This is a genomic window from Bacillus sp. GB_SG_008, from assembly GCF_052038115.1.
Lineage (GTDB): Bacteria > Bacillota > Bacilli > Bacillales > Bacillaceae_G > Bacillus_A > Bacillus_A rhizoplanae.
Genome location: NZ_JBPZSK010000013.1, coordinates 1 through 16,676 on the forward strand (window position 1 = coordinate 1; position 16,676 = coordinate 16,676).

A 16,676-nucleotide genomic window follows, 5' to 3' on the forward strand; every position below is an offset into this window, starting at 1 on the left:
TTCATCATATACGTGCTTTTGCCATCTATTTGATACAAAATCAAGAGGTGCACCTTCCGGTATTTTCCGTTTACCTGTTTCGTTTAATCAAGATAAAGAATGATATAATTATAACAGGAAGCATAACTATGCATAAAATGCAGGTTTATGCTTCCTTCTTTCTTTTCTGTACAAGGATATGCTTCCGTAAAGATTTTATGGAAATGTTAATTTAGAATCCCAAATATTTAACTGTTTATTAATTTATTTCTTGTGATATTTTGGAAGAATCCATAAACTAAAACATTTAGTTTTATATTAAATGGTATAATTTAATTAATCGTTTAAACAACATATTAATCTTTAAAAGTCAAGGTACATACTGAGCTTGGAATTTTATTTTAAATCAATAAAACGAAAAGAGGGAATTAGATGCATATTAGTGATTTCATTAAAAATTTTACTAATCATCCAGTACTGTTTGTAGGTACTGGACTAAGCCTTAGGTATTTAGAAAATTCTTTTACATGGGATGGTCTACTTTTATACATTTCAAATAAGGTTAAAGGATCAAACGAATTTTATTATGATCTGAAATCAAAATATGAAGAAGATGGAGAGTATGACTATACTAAAATTGCGCAAGACCTTGAAATAGAATTTAACGAAGTATTAAAGAGTGATCGTAATGGTGAGTTTAAGGAAATTAACGATCAATTTTATGAGAATATGGAAAAGGGTATTAATATTAGTCGTTTTAAATTGTATATTTCACAATTATTATCTGATTATAAGATTAGGGATAGCCAAATACATGAGATTTCTGAGCTGAAAAAAGTAAGAAAAAATATTGGCTCAGTGATTACTACAAATTATGATAGTTTTATAGAGGATATATTTGAATTTAAACAATTAATTGGTAACGATATTTTGTTAAGCAATCCCTATGGTTCTGTTTACAAAATTCATGGGTGTGTTAAAGACCCTAATAAAATTATTATTACAGATAATGACTATAAGGATTTTGATGATAAATATGAACTTATTAGGGCACAGTTATTATCACTGTTTATTCATAACCCAATAATATTTTTAGGTTATAATATAGGTGATAATAACATTAAAGGAATTCTTAAAACTATTTTTACATATATAAATCCTAATACCGAACAAGCAGAAAAAATTAGGAAAAACTTTTTACTCGTAGAATATGCTGAAGGATCGCAGAATACAGAAGTTACTGATCATGATATTGATATGAGCGGATTTTCTACAATCCGTATTAATAAAATTAAAACGGATAATTTTTTAGAAATTTATAAACACTTAGCAGATTTAAATTTGCCCGTATCTGCGATGGATATTAGAAAAGTACAAAATATAGTTAAAGAGATTTATGCAGGAGGTAATATACAAGTTAGTGTTACAGAAGATGTAGATTCATTAAAAAATGGAGAAAAGGTCTTAGCCATTGGATCATTAAAGACAATCACTTATGATTTTCAAACAACTTCAGAGCTAATGGAAAATTATTTTAAAATTATAGATGAATCTAACCATCAATTATTAAAGTTAATTGACAAGCATAGGATTCAAAAGACTCAGCATTTCCCTATATACGCCTTTAGTAAAATTCAGTCAGAGATCGAAAGTTCTAGGGATTTGAAAGACAATCAAAATAAGAAAATAACTAATATAATTGGTAATGTAACCGATTTCGCACAACAACATACAAGTATTGATGGGATTTTACAAGATGAAGATATATCACAATCGAAAAAGAACCTAGCCATAATATTAGGAGTAATAAACGAAAGGATTCCACTAGATACAGTTGAAGAGCATTTAAGGAATTATGATGATAAGAGGTCTACGGATTATAGAAGAATTTTGTGTGTTTATGATTATAAAAAGTATGCAGATGAACATGAGAGAATAAATCTAGCTAGTTCAGGAGATTCAGCTGTAAGCTAAGAGGAATTTATGTTAATAGAAGTTCAATATATTATAAAGAATTTAGAATTCACAAATGTTAGGAGAGATATGCATGAGTTACTTATGTCCACTATGTGAAGAAGGACAAATCAGTATTACAAAGGAAAGAACTGGTCCTCCAGGTTTTAGAACGACCGATTATGATATAACAAGCAAAACTTGTGATTGTATAACATATGAGTGTGAAGCTGTAGCAATGGCTATAATGAGCTATAAAGATGAAACTCTTATAAAGAAAGATACTTGTGAAGAGTGCAAAGAAGAAAAGGCTACTATACATTATCCTGTAAAAAGTTGGGTAGGAGAATACAAAGATATTTGCTCTCAGTGTTTTAAAAAGGAAATGGAAAAACTAGAAGAACAATATAGCTAACAGGGTTCTGTTGCAAAGTTTTCTAAATGAGATTACACTCTAGAAAAAAGAGTAAGGAGAAACACAAATGCGATATTTTAAAGGAAAACAGTTCAAGAAAGATATTATTTTGGTAGCCGTCGGCTACTACTGTCGTTTTTCTTTAAGTTATCGTGATGTCTCTGAAATTTTAAAAGAACGTGGAATCTCAGTTCACCCAACAACTATCATGCGCTGGGTTCATGAATACGGAAACCTTCTCTATCAAATTTGGAAGAAGAAAAATAAAAACGTCCAATTATCTTGGAAGCTAGATGAAACCTATATAAAAGTCAAAGGAAAATGGTGTTATTTATATCGTGCAATAGATAAAGACGGGCATACATTGGATATTCAACTTCGTAAAAAACGAGATTATCAGGCTGCTTATGCCTTTATGAAAAGATTAGTGAAAACATTTGGCGAACCAACGGCTCTAACAACAGACAAAGCGCCGGCATTACTTTGCGCATTTAAGAAATTAAGAAAACAAGGTTTTTATTCAAATACAACTCATTGCACAATCAAACATTTGAACAATCTCGTCGAACAGGATCATAGGCATGTCAAAAGGCGTTTTGCCAAATCCGCAGGATTTCAAAACCTTCGTCATGCTTCACGTACGATAAAAGGAATCGAAACCATTCATGCTCTATATAAAAGAAACCGAAGTCTTGACTTAGACTTCGGTTTTTCAACGTATAATGAATTACACAAATTATTAATCACTGCCTAAATACTTCCCCCATTTAGCAACACCTGTTTATGCTTTTTGAAACTTTGCAACAGAACTGTTCATAGTATCTCCAATTTTTAAGATTAAAATTTTTAATTAATTTGATTCTTTAGTGACATAAAATTGATTTTCAAATAATTGTTTCAATTCAACTGTATCTGTATCTTTATTTTCTCTTATTCCTATCAATATTTGCTGTAATTTTTCGTTACCTGGTACATCTAAGATAGCATATTCGATGTATTCATCAAACTTTTCATGGTTTTCTTCACTTAAATAGATATTTGCTATGTTTAATGTTATCATTATTTCAAAATACTTTGGTATATTAATAGCATTTTGATTAAACTTTTTCTTCCTGTAACTTTTAAAAATTGCCTCGCAACGTGAAGAATCCCACGGTAATTTTTGACCAAATAGAACATGTACTAATAGGGAAACTATTGATGGTTCCTCTAAAATTTCTTTGGACCTGTCGATGGTTTTTTCATAGTTTTCTACTCGTAAATCTTTAGGTAAAAATAAATTATATAATATATACAACCCAAACATTTCAAGTTTATGAATCTTTTTGCTTTGAGGCATATCTTTTTCGTATAACTGCATTAAATTTACTAAATCAATCATGCTTTCATTATATACAATAACTCTTTCTAGTCGGCTTAGAAATCCATTTAATTTTAATGTGGAATGTTCTTGCAAAAACCCCTCAGTTTCAGCTAGCCAGTATTCCTCTGATAAAGGTAAATAAATCATTCCTGGAAGTGCATCTTCCCAGTTATAATCCTTCTTTTCTACTAACTCTTGTGAAGTGAAATACTCTTTTATAACATGATGCGTTAGTCTTAGTAGCCCTTTGTATGTTAAATAGGGGTTATTTTCCCAATAGAAAATTTCACCTTTACCGATTCCAGGAAATTTTAATTGTGTCATAATTGATTCTAATGAATGCACATATTTGGACCTAATATTATACGCATTTAATAAAACTTGTTGCACTTCAGACTTCCTTAAAGGGGCTTGTCTCTTCATAGCTTCTTCAATAAAAAAATTATCATTTATATTTTTGGATATAAAACTCACGAATCTTTTCTGTAATTTTAAATGTGCATCGGTCAATAGGATTGTTTTCATTTCATTAACCTTATTTTCATCTAAACCGGTAAATATCTCTTCCAATTTTAATCGTACTTGTTGATTGTAATCGTCCCAGGTTGCTTCGAACTCGTCAAATGATTGGCCCAGCGATTCCAAACAATAAATTAGTAAGGAATAGGCGATTTCAAAATTGTAATTTAACGCTACAAGAGAATTATTATAAGCATTAATACATTGAATAAATTTGTTGTATTTTTCTCTTTCGAGGCCAATCACTTTATTCATAAAATCATTGAATTCGCTAACTTCTTCAATACTCCCCTGAATTTTAGGTTCAAAAATCCTGCCAACAAAATCATTAGGTAAGAATTGGTCGTTTATATTTCTTTTTGTCGCTCGGCAGTTCATTTCCACAGCATTCCTATCAGGATCTGTAAAGCATTGGAAAAAGAAGGAAAAAATCAATTTAAACTGCTCTATTATAACAGAATCCCCAGTTCTTACTAGTAACCCTTTTTTTTCCAATTTGTTCTTATAATTAAATACATAAGTTGTAATATCCCCATGAAAATCTACTGGTTCCATAATTCCGATACATGTTTCGATCGGTTGAACCCAGGAGTAGTTAGAATACAGTACACCTTTCCCATCACTAATGTGGAGATCCTCTGTATTGAAGAATTTCCCAGATATAATTTGTAACATTCTAGTTTCACTTCCTGTATATGATAATAATTTACACTGACAAACCCAATATTAAATATTCTCTTGGTTTGACACCATCCCATTTTGCTTGATGCATTTTATCTCGGTATCCATATACAACTTGGATGCTTGTAACAAAACTTGCAGATGAGACTTGTCCTGCAATATTTGTAATGAGGTATTTATTCTTAGAACCAACACCTTATTGAACTAACCTGCTCTTCGTTGAAGAAGAAAAAAGGCTGCCTAAATGACAGCTGAGAACTTAAACAAGAGCACCCGTTCAATATATAAATTATGAATTCTGTTTATAGTAGTTGATAAAAGAGTATTGAATCTCGCAATAATCGACGAAAGATAAAAAAAACATTAGAACTTTGATTCTATCCATAATAATTCCATTAGGATGGGAGAGTGAATTCCTGGTCAACCGTGTAAACGTTGCATAAATTTCTGAGCTGGAACTATCCAATTTTGGCTTTAAGGCAGATAAACCTAAATCTTTGTTATTTTTCAAATATTTGTTTTGATATTCTAAATATTTGGTAAACTTCAGGGAAATAGTTCGTGAATTATTTAATTCTGTCTCGTAATTTACAGATAATTGGGTATCATTCTTTTTTAGGAAGTCCAAAAAGCTAGACGCTAGTTCTTCTACAATGGTTTCACCAGCTAAACCAACGTTTATCATTGCAGAATTGATACAACTAGCATTGAAGCAACGTAATCCTTCTGTCACATAAAAAACTACCCAATCATTGATATCTTTAATATTTTGCAATTTCCTTAAATAACCCTCTTGGTCATATGGCAATATATCGATTTGTTTAATACATTCCATACCGTATTCCGTAATGTGAAAATAAGGGAGGTCCGGTCCATAGCTTCCGTATGCCCCTGGTGCAATTACTCCTTGTACAATCAGATTATTAAATTCTTGGTAGACTTTTAATATTTCATTTCTAGACAGGTTAATATTTTGATGTTCATACAATAAATTTGCACTGCATCCCCAAGCTGATGCGTGCATGGTATGTTCAGCGGGTCTAATTTTTTTCTTTATGAGTAATCCATTAAGTAAGCGAAATAAGTCTGACTGACTTCCTTGATATTCATACAACTTAAAAGTTTTTCCTTCTGTGTCTATGTCGTTTCCTTCGTATGCAAGTGTTTCTAAAAGTAAATTTCTAATTTCCAAGTTTGATAATTCAATTTTCGTTACTATAATTTTTCACTCCCAGTACCATAAGTAATATCCTTATTAATTAAAGACTGCCTTATATTTTGACGCTACTACTTTATACAAAAATTAGGAACCCCTGTTGTAAAGAGGTTCCCTTATCTTGTATAGAGAGTAAACAAGATGCTTTTTCTAAGCAGACGTCTTAGAACACTCTGTACAATCTATGTATTTGTCTGCTTCTTCATCTGCTTTCCTACAACAAGTATCCATATCGAACTGCCCTATGTTGTCATAATACTCCCAGATTCTATCCCATTCTGGATTGTATATTTTTCCTGTACCGTTGCACTTGAGACAAACTTCTGAACTACTGCTCATAAACAAACTCATCTCCTTCTACATTTGATGCCTGCCTGATGTTAGCACATATTTTGCTGCAACTATATATTCTTTAGTATAGTACAATAAATATGTTAATGGAAGTAATTTCAAAAAAACAAAATAATTGATTCAAATGCCCAAAAATTAAATTAGACTTATATAACCATGTCATTGATTTTCTTGTTCAACGGGCAGTTCTAGTCGGGCATAAATTAATAAAACCATTCATCCGCACCAGCTGAGGCATAGCTATGCCTCTCATTTGTTGAATAATGGTGCACCTCTTGAAGTTATACAGAGCTTATTGGGACATGAAAAAAGTGAGACTACTAGGATATATGCACAATTAAGCGGGAATTTAAGGTAAGAACTTTATAGGAAGTATTTTTAAACGAAGCATAAAAGCAATGCCTTTAAAAAGCATTGCTTTTTTTATTCTCGCACCCGTTCGTACAATAAGAACGCTCTTCTTTATAATAAATCAATTATACGTCTATAATAATTCACTATTTTTCAAAATTACATTTTATTGATTTCAACACATACTTTTGAGACTAACCTATGTTTGTCTCCATTTAATGTAAACTATCTTGGTGATACTTAATTAATGGTTCTGGTGCAAAAAATCTAGGAGACTTGGACATACTGATACTACTACTCTAAAGGGTGTGTGATCGGTATGGAAACAAAACATTTGTTCAAGTGGTAGCATTATCAACCTGATATTATTTTGTTAACAGTGAGATGGTATCTTCGGTACAGCCTTAGTTTTCGTGATTTAGTGGAGATGATGGAGGAACGAGGTTTATCCATAGCTCACACAACAATTATGCGTTGGGTACACCAATATGGTCTTGAGTTGGACAAGATAATTCGTGGTCATCTCAAGCAAATAAATGACTCCTGGAGAGTTGACGAAACATACATAAAAGTAAAAGGACAATGGATGTACCTATATCGTGCAGTAGACTCCGAAGGGAACACGATTGATTTTTACCTAAGCAAAACTAGAGATGCGAAATCAGCCAAGTGCTTTTTCAAGAAAGCCTTGGCTTCTTCCCATGTGTCCCAGCCTCGCATCATTACAGTAGATAAGAATCCAGCCTATCCATTGGCGATTCAAGAATTAAAAGAAGAGAAACGTATGCCTAAAGGTATACAGATAAGGAAAAGTAAATATCTCAACAATATTGTGGAACAGGATCACCGTTTTATAAAGAAGAGAGTTCGTTCCATGTTAGGATTGAAATCTTTTCGTACAGCTACCTTGATTTTGAGAGGCATCGAAGCTGTGCATATGATAAAAAAAGGGCAACTTCACCAAAGGGTGAAATCTGCCCAAAATACGCTTGAACTTATTTATAAATTGTTTGGATTAGCTGCCTAATCTTTAAAATCAACAGGATATCGCTATTCTATATTTCTATTAAGCTATTTTTGCACCAGAACCGCATGAACTAGATTATTTAATAGATGTTATTTATTATAAATTAAATATCAATTCTAAGTTACGCAGTAATCGGTGAAAAAAGGAACATGTTTTTGAAAATGCCGTTTGTTAAATTTATCCATATTTTACCGAAAGTTAAATAGCAAGATTTAATTTGAAAACCCCTTCTGCTTATAGGAAAAAGGGGTTTTTGTTCTTTTGGCTTTTGATTGCTATCAATTGATATAGATATTGGAAAACTATTTCGATAGAAGTTTTTCAATTGTTGGCTGAAGTAAATTATCAATTGTATGCATTAAAATTTTTGAATCATCTTTAAATAAAATTGAGTTTTGATATTTACTCATGGTAATAAATTCGGGAGCAACTATTTTTTTCCAAGGGTCATTACCGAATTTAACTTTTGGTTCCTTATCTTTATAATTAAATTCTGGTTCTCCATAATAAGCAATAAATAAACTCTCAAGAAATTTTAAAATGTTTTTAACCAATTTTGGAGGATTAACCGCATCCAAACATTCGGGATAATTGACGTATGGCATTTCATTAGTAGCCTCTAGTACGTGTACTTGAGCAATGTATATTTTCTTAGTAGCGCCTGTATATTTGTTAATTTCTGTTAGTGCACTATGTCCCCCTATGAATCTATTTTTAATATCCATTGTTTCACCAATATAAACTAATTTTTCAATAGTTATAGAGTCATCGTCTTCAATATACTTGAAAGCATTATCCTTTTTTTTCACATCTGCTAAAAATTCCTCTGCTTCATCCATACTGTTGGCATCAAACCTTTGGGTAACAGTTATAAAATAAATAAATGATGACAATTTATCTATATCGTAAACTGAAGGGCGCTCTGCGCGTAGAGATAGATATGCTTTAGTGATTTTGTTCATTAAGGTATCGTAATCTGATATCTGAGAGTCAGTTTTTACAAAGTTAATTATTTCATGTACTTCTAAGTCTCTTATTATTGATAGCCTATAGGCCCTTGGTGTATAGTTTTCATCTTTAGGGCTAAGATTAAAGTTTGGATTTTCTCTTATCATATTTTTAATCCATGTATTTACTGTTTGCATGTTTTTACCTCCGAATAGAAATTTTTGGATATATTTATTGTACTTGCTATTATAAGTCCTGTTCAACATTTATACTATTACATATATTTCGTAGTTACAATGAATCGTATCAAAAGCAATAGTAATAGTAAACAAGCAATGGATATATATTATGCATAGGAATTTTGGAGTGTAATGGAAACATATAGTATATATAAATGTATTCATGAAGAGGATTTTAAAGAATTTTTAAATAGCACTGATCTTTATTACTCTGTGATTTTATAATTTATAAAGATATAGAAAACATATACGAGAAACCGTGATTTGCGGTATCTTTACTTTTTTATTGTTAAAATCTAATTGTCTATAGCTCATACAATGGGTAAGAGATTTAAATTCACTAATATATTTTCATAGAAAAATCTAAATGTTAACCAAAAGAAACAGTTATTGACCAAATCTTGACCAGTAGGTAAGAAAATTTAGCTTTAACAATAAGTATTTATTTGCTACATACAAAAATCCCTTGATAATCAAGGGGTTTTTTATATGACCCCGGAGAGGCTCGAACTCACGACCTCCACCCTGTCAAGATAGTTACATGGATATCCTAAATACTCCTAGTATAATCATAAAGGATCTACTTTCCTATATTTATAATGATTTACTATAATATTGTATCCTTGAAGTAACTTCTATTATTAAGCGTGTGTGACCAATATGTGACCATGGTTTGTGACTTTTAATGTTTAATTTGTGTTAAATTTATGCAAGTTAAATTGATATTAATTTTAAGGATATCTCTAAAAACTGATCATCGATTTATATTTGATAAACTGGTTATTTTTGTTAAGATGAATATGAAAAAAAGGAGATGAATCGATGTTACTTAACAGTAATTTTACAATGTCAAAATTTGAAGTTTTAGGTTTGTTTGGAGAAGTAGATGTTTCTATTGACTTTGAAGATAATATAAAAATTTTAGTTGGAGAGAATGGGATAGGAAAGACTACAATCCTAAGTATAATGTATCATACGTTATGTAGAAGTTTTGGCAAACTAAGAGAATACGATTTTAAAGAAGTTAATATTTATGATAATAAAATAGGGAAAGTTAATATAAAAAAAGAATGGATTACTTTAGAAGAAAACCGAGAAGTTATGATGCTACAAGAAAAATTAGAAAAAATATTGACTAAGGAAGAACTAAACTTCGTTAATAACTATATACTGACTGGAAGAGCGAATTTTTCGGAATTTCGGATTAAATTCGAAGATTCTATTAGATCTAGGCCTAGTATGTACTCTTTTCAAACAGTCCTAAGGCGGATACATACATTAAAATCTGTACTAGAGAATAATACTTCTTATATTGAGTACAGTACTAAGATAAAAGAAGTTGATAGATCATTAGAACAAATTGTTCAGAATCTTAATATTTTATATTTTCCTACTTATAGAAGAATTGAAGAAGACTTAAATAAATTAGGCCTAGATATAAACAAGCGATTAGATAGTGTAAAAAATGCTGGGGAAATACAGTTTGGTATGCAAGATGTTGAAGCAATATTTACTGACTTGAAGAAACGGATAAAAGATGAGGCTCTAGATGGATATTCCAAAGTTACTGGGAATATGATTAAAAAGCTCATATATATGGATGAATATATTTCAGATGAGCAGTTTCAAGTTATATTGCAAAATAAAGAAACTATAAAAGTAATACTAGCAAGATTTGGTGAGAACCTTGAAAAAACTGATAAGGATTATATCAATATTCTTTTAAAAAGTGATAGTCATCCAGGTCCAAAATATAATTTGTTAATGCACTTTTTATATAATTTAATAAAAAATTATAATACGAGTCGTGAGAAAGATGATGCTATAAAGAGATTTGTTAATGTCTGTAATAAGTATTTGGTTAATAAAAAGTTTGTATACGATGAGCATAAAGTTGAACTATTTATTCAAAACAGAAGAGGGGACAATTTGGAGTTAAGCCAATTATCTTCTGGAGAGAAACAAATAGTTTCAATTTTTACTAAGGTTTATCTGTCATTAGGGCAAGAGTTTATAGTTTTATTCGATGAACCTGAATTATCCTTATCTATTGAGTGGCAAGAGAAATTACTACCAGATATCATGAAATCAAATCGTTGTCATTTTCTATTAGCAGTGACACATTCTCCTTTTATATATGACAATGAATTAGATGAGTATGCAGATGGGATTGGATTATACATAGAAAATTCCGATTATTTAGGGGAGTGGGAATGAATTGTCACAATCAAAAATAAACAAGGCAGAAAAAGATAGAAAGAAAAGATCTAATGGTGTTGTAGGATATCAAAAATTTTTAAAGATATACCCTTATTATAAAAATAGTGCAATTTGTTTTGTTGAAGGGAAAGATGATGAGGCCTATTATAGTGTTAGGGTAGAATCTTTATCTGAAAAATCATTAACTGGATTTGTTGATTGTAAGGGGAAACAAGGTGTTATTAATACTTATGAGAAAATCAGAAAAAATAAGGCATCCCTTTTAAAGGGAATGTTATTTTTTGTAGATAAGGACTTTGAAGAGTCGCAAAACAATGCTGATATTTATGAAACACCGTATCATTCTTTAGAGCATTTTTATACAACAGAGGAAGCATTTAAGAAAATAATGAGTAGATTTTTGAAAATTGAAGAATTTGAAGAAGATTATAGTAAGTGTTTAGATATCTATCTTCAAAGACAAAGGGAATTTCATGAGGCTATGTTAGAATTGAATGCGTGGATTGCTTGCCAAGATCATAAAGTGAGGAATGGGCAAGAGTCTGATTATCCGCTAAGTGATATTAAGTTGAATGAAATGCTTTCAATTACTTTAAATGAAATAACTAAATGTTATTCAATAGAGACAATTAAAAATTTATTTCCTAATGCTGTAACTATAACTGATGAAGAGTTGGAATTTAAGGTAATTGAGCTTAGAGATAGAGGTTATCATAGTTCCATACGTGGAAAATTTGAATTAGCATTTTTTATTGAGTTTTTAGAAATTATGATAAAAAGTCTTAGAGAAGGAAAAAATGGCTTAAAAAAAAGAAGCTTCTCTGTAGCTTTAAGTAAGAAAAACTTTGTAAATGATATGTCAAGATATGCTGAGACTCCTACATGCTTAAAATGTTATATAACAAGAAGTGTAGTGTAGGGGCTAATAAGGGTTCTGGTGCAAAAAATCTATCAAACTTGGACATACTGATACTACTAAACTAAAAAGGACGTGTATCGGTATGAAAAAACCAGTAGAATTCAAATGGAAACATTATCAGCCTGATATTATTTTATTAACCGTGAGATGGTACCTACGGTACAGCCTCAGTTTTCGTGATTTGGTGGAAATGATGGAAGAACGCGGACTATCTATTGCTCATACAACCATCATGCGTTGGGTACATCAATATGGACCTGAATTAGAGGAACGAGTACGGCGTCATCTTCAGTCAACCAATGATTCCTGGAGAGTTGATGAAACATATATAAAAGTTAAAGGTCAATGGATGTATCTGTACCGAGCTGTCGATTCGAAAGGAAATACGATTGATTTTTATCTAAGCCAAACAAGAGACCATAAGGCTGCAAAGCGCTTTTTCAAGAAAGCTTTGCGGTCTTTTCATGTTTCTAAACCTCGTGTTGTGACCGTTGATAAAAATCCGGCTTATCCTATCGCTATCCAAGAGTTAAAAGAAAAAAAGCAGATGCCTGAAGGCATCCAACTAAGGCAAGTGAAATATCTCAACAATATCGTAGAGCAGGATCATCGCTTCATTAAAAAACGAATTATTGCGGGGATAGAGGCTATGCACATGATCAAAAAAGGACAGACTCTCCAAAGGGAGAAGTCTTTCCAAAATCAAAAAGAATTCATTCATAAATTGTTTGGATTAGTTTCATAAGCTAGCAATTTAAAGGAAATTGACACTCTATATTTCTATCGAGTATTTTTTGCACCAGAACCCAACGCTCTAAACAAGAAAAGATGTCTAAATTAGACATCTTTTTATTTAGATACTAGATTATCAAGTTTCCAATAGGTATCTAATGGATCAATCTTACTGTCCATATATAAATAAATATTATTCAAATCTTTTGGTGGATTTTCCATCATAAATGAAATTTCAAAAGTTAAAGCGTAGCCAACCGGAACATTTTTAAATTTATCTTCGTGTATAGGCATAGGTTGACCTTCATATTTTTTTCCCGTCTTTTCATCTTTAACGAAATACTTTATTTCTGAAAGATCAATTGTTTTTTCATCGTCTCGAACATTATTAATCGTAACACGAGTTGTAATGTTCCCCATTTTATCTACTTTTTTATATTTTGCGTTTTCAACTGTCGCTCTGTAAGATCCGCCTTTTGTAAATTCTCCATATAGTAGTATACTCTTTTCCTTTTCTTCAGATATTTCTTTCGATTTCTTTGGCTGAGTAGTTTCTTCACTACAAGCTGCCATTAAGCTTGTAAGTATAAATGCTGTACATGTTATTTTTATTAAAGATTTCATAGGGCTCCCTTTCTGTATCCAAAAAATCAAAACATAAGGATAATTTTACATTAAAAGGTAAGAAAAGGGTGACTTTTTTTAGAGAATTTGTTTTTATTCCTAGAATGTTATGTTAACCTCACATGAATACGATATATATTACCTATATATGGTAAAATATCCTATATAAGGGGGATGTATATGGAAAAAGATACAGACGTAATTAAAGAATTAAGGGAATTAAATCAAAGGGTTGCTCATCTTGAAAAAATACTTGAGGAAACGAAACATGAACCAATAAAAAATATTAAACGGGTAGGACCTGTTCATACTTTTACAGAGGCTGTAACATCTTTATTATTTGGCTTATTTATTATTGGTCCTGTTGTAGTACTAGTTGTCACAGTTATTATGTATGCTTTTTCATGGATAGGATAAAAGATATAAAACTCTTTTTAAAAATAGATTATTTTTAGATTATCTAACTTCCAATAACGAGAATTATGTAAAAAGTAAAACCGTCCATCAGGACGGTTTTTTGTATTTTTTGCTTAGTGTGGGTTTTTTCCAAAATACCGGCGATACCCCATTAATAAATAATGCGGAATAGAATAGGCGCTCATTAGGGTGTCTTTTCTTTATGAAAAAACCCCACACAATGTGAAGGGATACGTAACTGAAATAATTGTGAATTCGTCAATATACCGATTTAATACCCCAATGGGATTCGGCTCTCTTTTTTTATTTCATTCGACAAAATATGACAAAACAGTTGTAACTTGATTTGTTATGATGTGTTGAGAATCTTACATTTTAGGAGCGAATACGAATGGCAAAAAAATACACTAAACTTGATGAGCGATTCGGAGTTATAGATTTTCCCGTAACACTTACGGAAATGGTTGATATATCTAAAGAACTTCCAAAAACAGAACGTAAATTTTATGAATATGCTTTTGATGCGCTAAAAAAGGTTATGAAATCAGGAGAAAAGATTTATGCTTTTGAAGTTGCTGATCCAAAACTAACGAAAACAGGTTTTATTGTTGTTGGTGAGCATAACCTTTATTTCGTAATGATGAAAGGCGGTCTATTTGGAGGCGCTGAAGCTGAATTGATTAAATACAAAGATATTAAAGAAGTAGACTTTGATATTATTCAAGGTCCATTTGGCGTGTCTCTTATGAATACAGGTATTCTATATTTCGAAATGAAGAAAATGTTCGGAACTAAGAAACGTACTGTAAGAAACATTCCTGATTACAACATTGATGCACTTTTGAAAACGATTCGTGACAGATTGAAGTAAACACTTTAGTAATTGGAGGCGACAGATAATGAGTAAGAAACTATTAATGGTATTAACGTGTAGCGCTTTACTTATGGGAATTACAGCATGTTCTAACGAGAAAACCGCAAAAGATTCAAAACCAAAGCAAGAAGAAAAGAAACAAGAGCCAATTACAACAACATCACTTATTAGTGAATTCAAGAAAGCAGGATTAGAAGCTGAGAATGCTACTGATCTACCTCAAAAAGAATTCGGTAATATGCGTAAAGATGGGAAACGAATCCTTACTCCTGCTTTAGGTGATGACAAAGGCGGTCGTGTATTTGAGTTCAGTAAGAAAGAAGACTTAGAAAAAGCGAAGAAATACTATGATGAACTAGGAAACTCTGCTCCTATGCTATTTTCACATACATACGCTAAAGGGAATTTCCTTGTACAAATGAACGGTGATATGAAAGATGAAGAGTTTAATAAATATAAAGAAGTTATGGATAAAGTCGTGAAATAATATTTGCACCAGAACCGTTACGTGAAATGAATTAGATAATACAAAAGCAGGCTCTTGATATGAGCCTGCTTTCTTACTATCTCATTGATTTTCTATAACCTGCAGCTTTTGCCTCTGCTTCCGAACAAAACATTTCCTCAGGATTTGTTTTATCATAGAATTGTTGTCCTGGCATATGATAAATCTTTTCACCTTTACTATTTTTATTCCCTTTAATATTACAAGAACCATTCGGTGTAGGTTGTGTTTTTACTTCTGGTTTCGTTTCTGGCTTTGCTTCTTGTTTTGGTTGAGGAGCTGGAGTTGACGCTGCAGTTTGCTGTTTTGGTTTTACAACATCTTCATTAAAATCATTATCCGTTGCATAATTCTCAATACTCCATATTCCAGTCTTACTATTTCGTGCAGCATCTTGAATTTTACGGAATTGATCTACGTATTTTGTGTTTGGCGGAAATACTGCAACACGTGCATAACCTTTTTCTAAAAGGGTACCGTTAAATAATTGATCATCTAACCAGACATAGGCTAAGAGACGACCGTATTTATCGCGTTCTTGCGCGTCCAGTTCTAAACCGATTTGTTTTCCGCTCAACTCTTTTTTTGTAAAATCACTAGCTTCAGGTCCAAAAGGTTGTACCGGCTTAGAAGGGTGTTTCGTTTCTGGAGTATCAACAAGAATCATACGAACAGTTTCTTCTTTATCATCCAATTTTATCTTGATAGTGTCTCCGTCGATTACTTCTAAAACATTTGCTGTTTTAACATTAGGTTTTACAATAGATATACCGTTTATCTGATATGTAATAGGTTTAACGGCCTCTTGTTTATTTTCTTCTTGTTTGGTTTCTTCTTTTTTTACTTCTTCTTTAGGTTTTGCAGAAGTGACTGTATCAATTTTTGTTTCCTCTTTTTTATTAAACATATTTATGATTACTACTAGTGCGAAAAATACAGAGATAATGATTCGTACAATCTTTGGAAACTGCTTATATTGCCACATGCGATACAAACCTATCGGAAAGAACAAAATGAGCCAAAATATCGTCCATCCGTTTGACTTTTTCATGCATATCCCCCTTGAGTATAAATTATTACGATATTAAGTATACCAGATGTTATAGAAGAATTTTGCATAAACTTGCATTCATAGAATTCTTTTTGTAAGAAAATGAGATATATAGAAAACTTTGCAACAGAACCAGTTGATGGATGTGTGGTACTATCCCTACATTTCTAGAATTAACGATATTAAATTACATCCAAATCTTATGTAATTTTCATGTTATGCCATTTACAACCATAAATATAAGGGTAGTGGAACAATGAAACGCTTCTTTTCATTCTTCATCCGTTCCCGT

General features: G+C 31.4%; 14 protein-coding genes and 2 pseudogenes. 11 read left to right on the forward strand and 5 right to left on the reverse strand.

The window, feature by feature from the left end:
* The first annotated feature begins 411 nt into the window (after nucleotides 1-411).
* The 3 genes from ACTDJC_RS21120 (at nucleotide 412) to ACTDJC_RS21130 (ending at nucleotide 3,101) form a co-directional block, all read left to right on the forward strand.
* The gene (locus ACTDJC_RS21120; protein ID WP_440604581.1) at nucleotides 412-1,953 is read left to right on the forward strand and encodes an SIR2 family protein; all 1,542 of its coding nucleotides are present in this window, start codon (nucleotides 412-414) and stop codon (nucleotides 1,951-1,953) included.
* A 73-nt stretch (nucleotides 1,954-2,026) separates the two neighbouring features.
* Nucleotides 2,027-2,347 (forward strand): hypothetical protein, encoded by a 321-nt coding sequence (locus tag ACTDJC_RS21125; RefSeq protein WP_440604582.1) that lies wholly within the window; start codon nucleotides 2,027-2,029, stop codon nucleotides 2,345-2,347.
* A 67-nt stretch (nucleotides 2,348-2,414) separates the two neighbouring features.
* Entirely contained in the window at nucleotides 2,415-3,101 is a 687-nt protein-coding gene (locus ACTDJC_RS21130) for an IS6 family transposase (RefSeq protein WP_440604583.1), read from the forward strand.
* Between the two features lie 96 nt (nucleotides 3,102-3,197).
* Here ACTDJC_RS21130 and ACTDJC_RS21135 read toward each other — a convergent pair whose 3' ends face one another.
* Nucleotides 3,198-4,904 carry a hypothetical protein gene (locus ACTDJC_RS21135; RefSeq protein ID WP_440604584.1) on the reverse strand — a complete coding sequence of 569 codons (1,707 nt, stop codon included), beginning with the start codon at nucleotides 4,902-4,904 and terminating at the stop codon, nucleotides 3,198-3,200.
* A gap of 295 nt (nucleotides 4,905-5,199) precedes the next feature.
* Nucleotides 5,200-6,102: a hypothetical protein gene (locus tag ACTDJC_RS21140; RefSeq protein ID WP_440604585.1), complete on the reverse strand. Its 903-nt coding sequence runs from the start codon at nucleotides 6,100-6,102 to the stop codon at nucleotides 5,200-5,202.
* Between the two features lie 577 nt (nucleotides 6,103-6,679).
* Between ACTDJC_RS21140 and ACTDJC_RS21145 the strand changes: the two are divergent.
* Together ACTDJC_RS21145 and ACTDJC_RS21150 are read left to right on the forward strand one after the other, a co-directional pair.
* Nucleotides 6,680-6,835 (forward strand): annotated as a pseudogene (locus ACTDJC_RS21145) (tyrosine-type recombinase/integrase); the annotation flags it as partial.
* Nucleotides 6,836-7,147: 312 nt separating this feature from the next.
* Nucleotides 7,148-7,855, forward strand: a pseudogene (locus ACTDJC_RS21150) (IS6 family transposase).
* 302 nt (nucleotides 7,856-8,157) lie between these two features.
* Here the strand turns inward: ACTDJC_RS21150 and ACTDJC_RS21155 are convergent.
* Nucleotides 8,158-9,000, reverse strand: coding sequence for a hypothetical protein (locus tag ACTDJC_RS21155; protein WP_440604586.1), 843 nt, complete (start codon nucleotides 8,998-9,000; stop codon nucleotides 8,158-8,160).
* Nucleotides 9,001-9,864: 864 nt separating this feature from the next.
* Here ACTDJC_RS21155 and ACTDJC_RS21160 point away from each other — a divergent pair.
* From ACTDJC_RS21160 to ACTDJC_RS21170, 3 genes are all read left to right on the forward strand, one after another.
* Nucleotides 9,865-11,259: an AAA family ATPase gene (locus ACTDJC_RS21160; protein WP_440604587.1), complete on the forward strand. Its 1,395-nt coding sequence runs from the start codon at nucleotides 9,865-9,867 to the stop codon at nucleotides 11,257-11,259.
* Nucleotide 11,260: 1 nt separating this feature from the next.
* Nucleotides 11,261-12,181 (forward strand): DUF4435 domain-containing protein, encoded by a 921-nt coding sequence (locus ACTDJC_RS21165; protein ID WP_440604588.1) that lies wholly within the window; start codon nucleotides 11,261-11,263, stop codon nucleotides 12,179-12,181.
* An 82-nt stretch (nucleotides 12,182-12,263) separates the two neighbouring features.
* Nucleotides 12,264-12,926, forward strand: a complete 663-nt coding sequence (locus ACTDJC_RS21170) for an IS6 family transposase (RefSeq protein ID WP_440604589.1) — start codon at nucleotides 12,264-12,266, stop codon at nucleotides 12,924-12,926.
* A 104-nt stretch (nucleotides 12,927-13,030) separates the two neighbouring features.
* Here the strand turns inward: ACTDJC_RS21170 and ACTDJC_RS21175 are convergent, their stop codons facing one another.
* Nucleotides 13,031-13,537 carry a hypothetical protein gene (locus tag ACTDJC_RS21175; RefSeq protein ID WP_440604590.1) on the reverse strand — a complete coding sequence of 169 codons (507 nt, stop codon included), beginning with the start codon at nucleotides 13,535-13,537 and terminating at the stop codon, nucleotides 13,031-13,033.
* Between the two features lie 180 nt (nucleotides 13,538-13,717).
* On the opposite strand from ACTDJC_RS21175, the gene ACTDJC_RS21180 reads away from it, so the two are divergent.
* From ACTDJC_RS21180 to ACTDJC_RS21190, 3 genes are all read left to right on the forward strand, one after another.
* Entirely contained in the window at nucleotides 13,718-13,954 is a 237-nt protein-coding gene (locus ACTDJC_RS21180; protein ID WP_440604591.1) for a hypothetical protein, read from the forward strand.
* A gap of 391 nt (nucleotides 13,955-14,345) precedes the next feature.
* Nucleotides 14,346-14,825 (forward strand): PH domain-containing protein, encoded by a 480-nt coding sequence (locus ACTDJC_RS21185; protein WP_440604592.1) that lies wholly within the window; start codon nucleotides 14,346-14,348, stop codon nucleotides 14,823-14,825.
* Between the two features lie 28 nt (nucleotides 14,826-14,853).
* Nucleotides 14,854-15,315 carry a stress protein gene (locus ACTDJC_RS21190; protein WP_440604593.1) on the forward strand — a complete coding sequence of 154 codons (462 nt, stop codon included), beginning with the start codon at nucleotides 14,854-14,856 and terminating at the stop codon, nucleotides 15,313-15,315.
* Nucleotides 15,316-15,391: 76 nt separating this feature from the next.
* Here ACTDJC_RS21190 and ACTDJC_RS21195 read toward each other — a convergent pair whose 3' ends face one another.
* Entirely contained in the window at nucleotides 15,392-16,384 is a 993-nt protein-coding gene (locus ACTDJC_RS21195) for a thermonuclease family protein (RefSeq protein WP_440604594.1), read from the reverse strand.
* Nucleotides 16,385-16,676 lie beyond the last annotated feature (292 nt).

Bases quoted from the DNA above. Each gene is read 5' to 3' on its own strand.
- ACTDJC_RS21185 (WP_440604592.1), top strand. From the start codon at position 14,346: ATGGCAAAAAAATACACTAAACTTGATGAGCGATTCGGAGTTATAGAT.
- ACTDJC_RS21180 (WP_440604591.1), top strand. From the start codon at position 13,718: ATGGAAAAAGATACAGACGTAATTAAAGAATTAAGGGAATTAAATCAA.
- ACTDJC_RS21120 (WP_440604581.1), top strand. From the start codon at position 412: ATGCATATTAGTGATTTCATTAAAAATTTTACTAATCATCCAGTACTG.
- ACTDJC_RS21170 (WP_440604589.1), top strand. From the start codon at position 12,264: ATGAAAAAACCAGTAGAATTCAAATGGAAACATTATCAGCCTGATATT.
- ACTDJC_RS21195 (WP_440604594.1), bottom strand. From the start codon at position 16,384: ATGAAAAAGTCAAACGGATGGACGATATTTTGGCTCATTTTGTTCTTT.
- ACTDJC_RS21160 (WP_440604587.1), top strand. From the start codon at position 9,865: ATGTTACTTAACAGTAATTTTACAATGTCAAAATTTGAAGTTTTAGGT.
- ACTDJC_RS21155 (WP_440604586.1), bottom strand. From the start codon at position 9,000: ATGCAAACAGTAAATACATGGATTAAAAATATGATAAGAGAAAATCCA.
- ACTDJC_RS21125 (WP_440604582.1), top strand. From the start codon at position 2,027: ATGAGTTACTTATGTCCACTATGTGAAGAAGGACAAATCAGTATTACA.
- ACTDJC_RS21175 (WP_440604590.1), bottom strand. From the start codon at position 13,537: ATGAAATCTTTAATAAAAATAACATGTACAGCATTTATACTTACAAGC.
- ACTDJC_RS21130 (WP_440604583.1), top strand. From the start codon at position 2,415: ATGCGATATTTTAAAGGAAAACAGTTCAAGAAAGATATTATTTTGGTA.
- ACTDJC_RS21190 (WP_440604593.1), top strand. From the start codon at position 14,854: ATGAGTAAGAAACTATTAATGGTATTAACGTGTAGCGCTTTACTTATG.
- ACTDJC_RS21135 (WP_440604584.1), bottom strand. From the start codon at position 4,904: ATGTTACAAATTATATCTGGGAAATTCTTCAATACAGAGGATCTCCAC.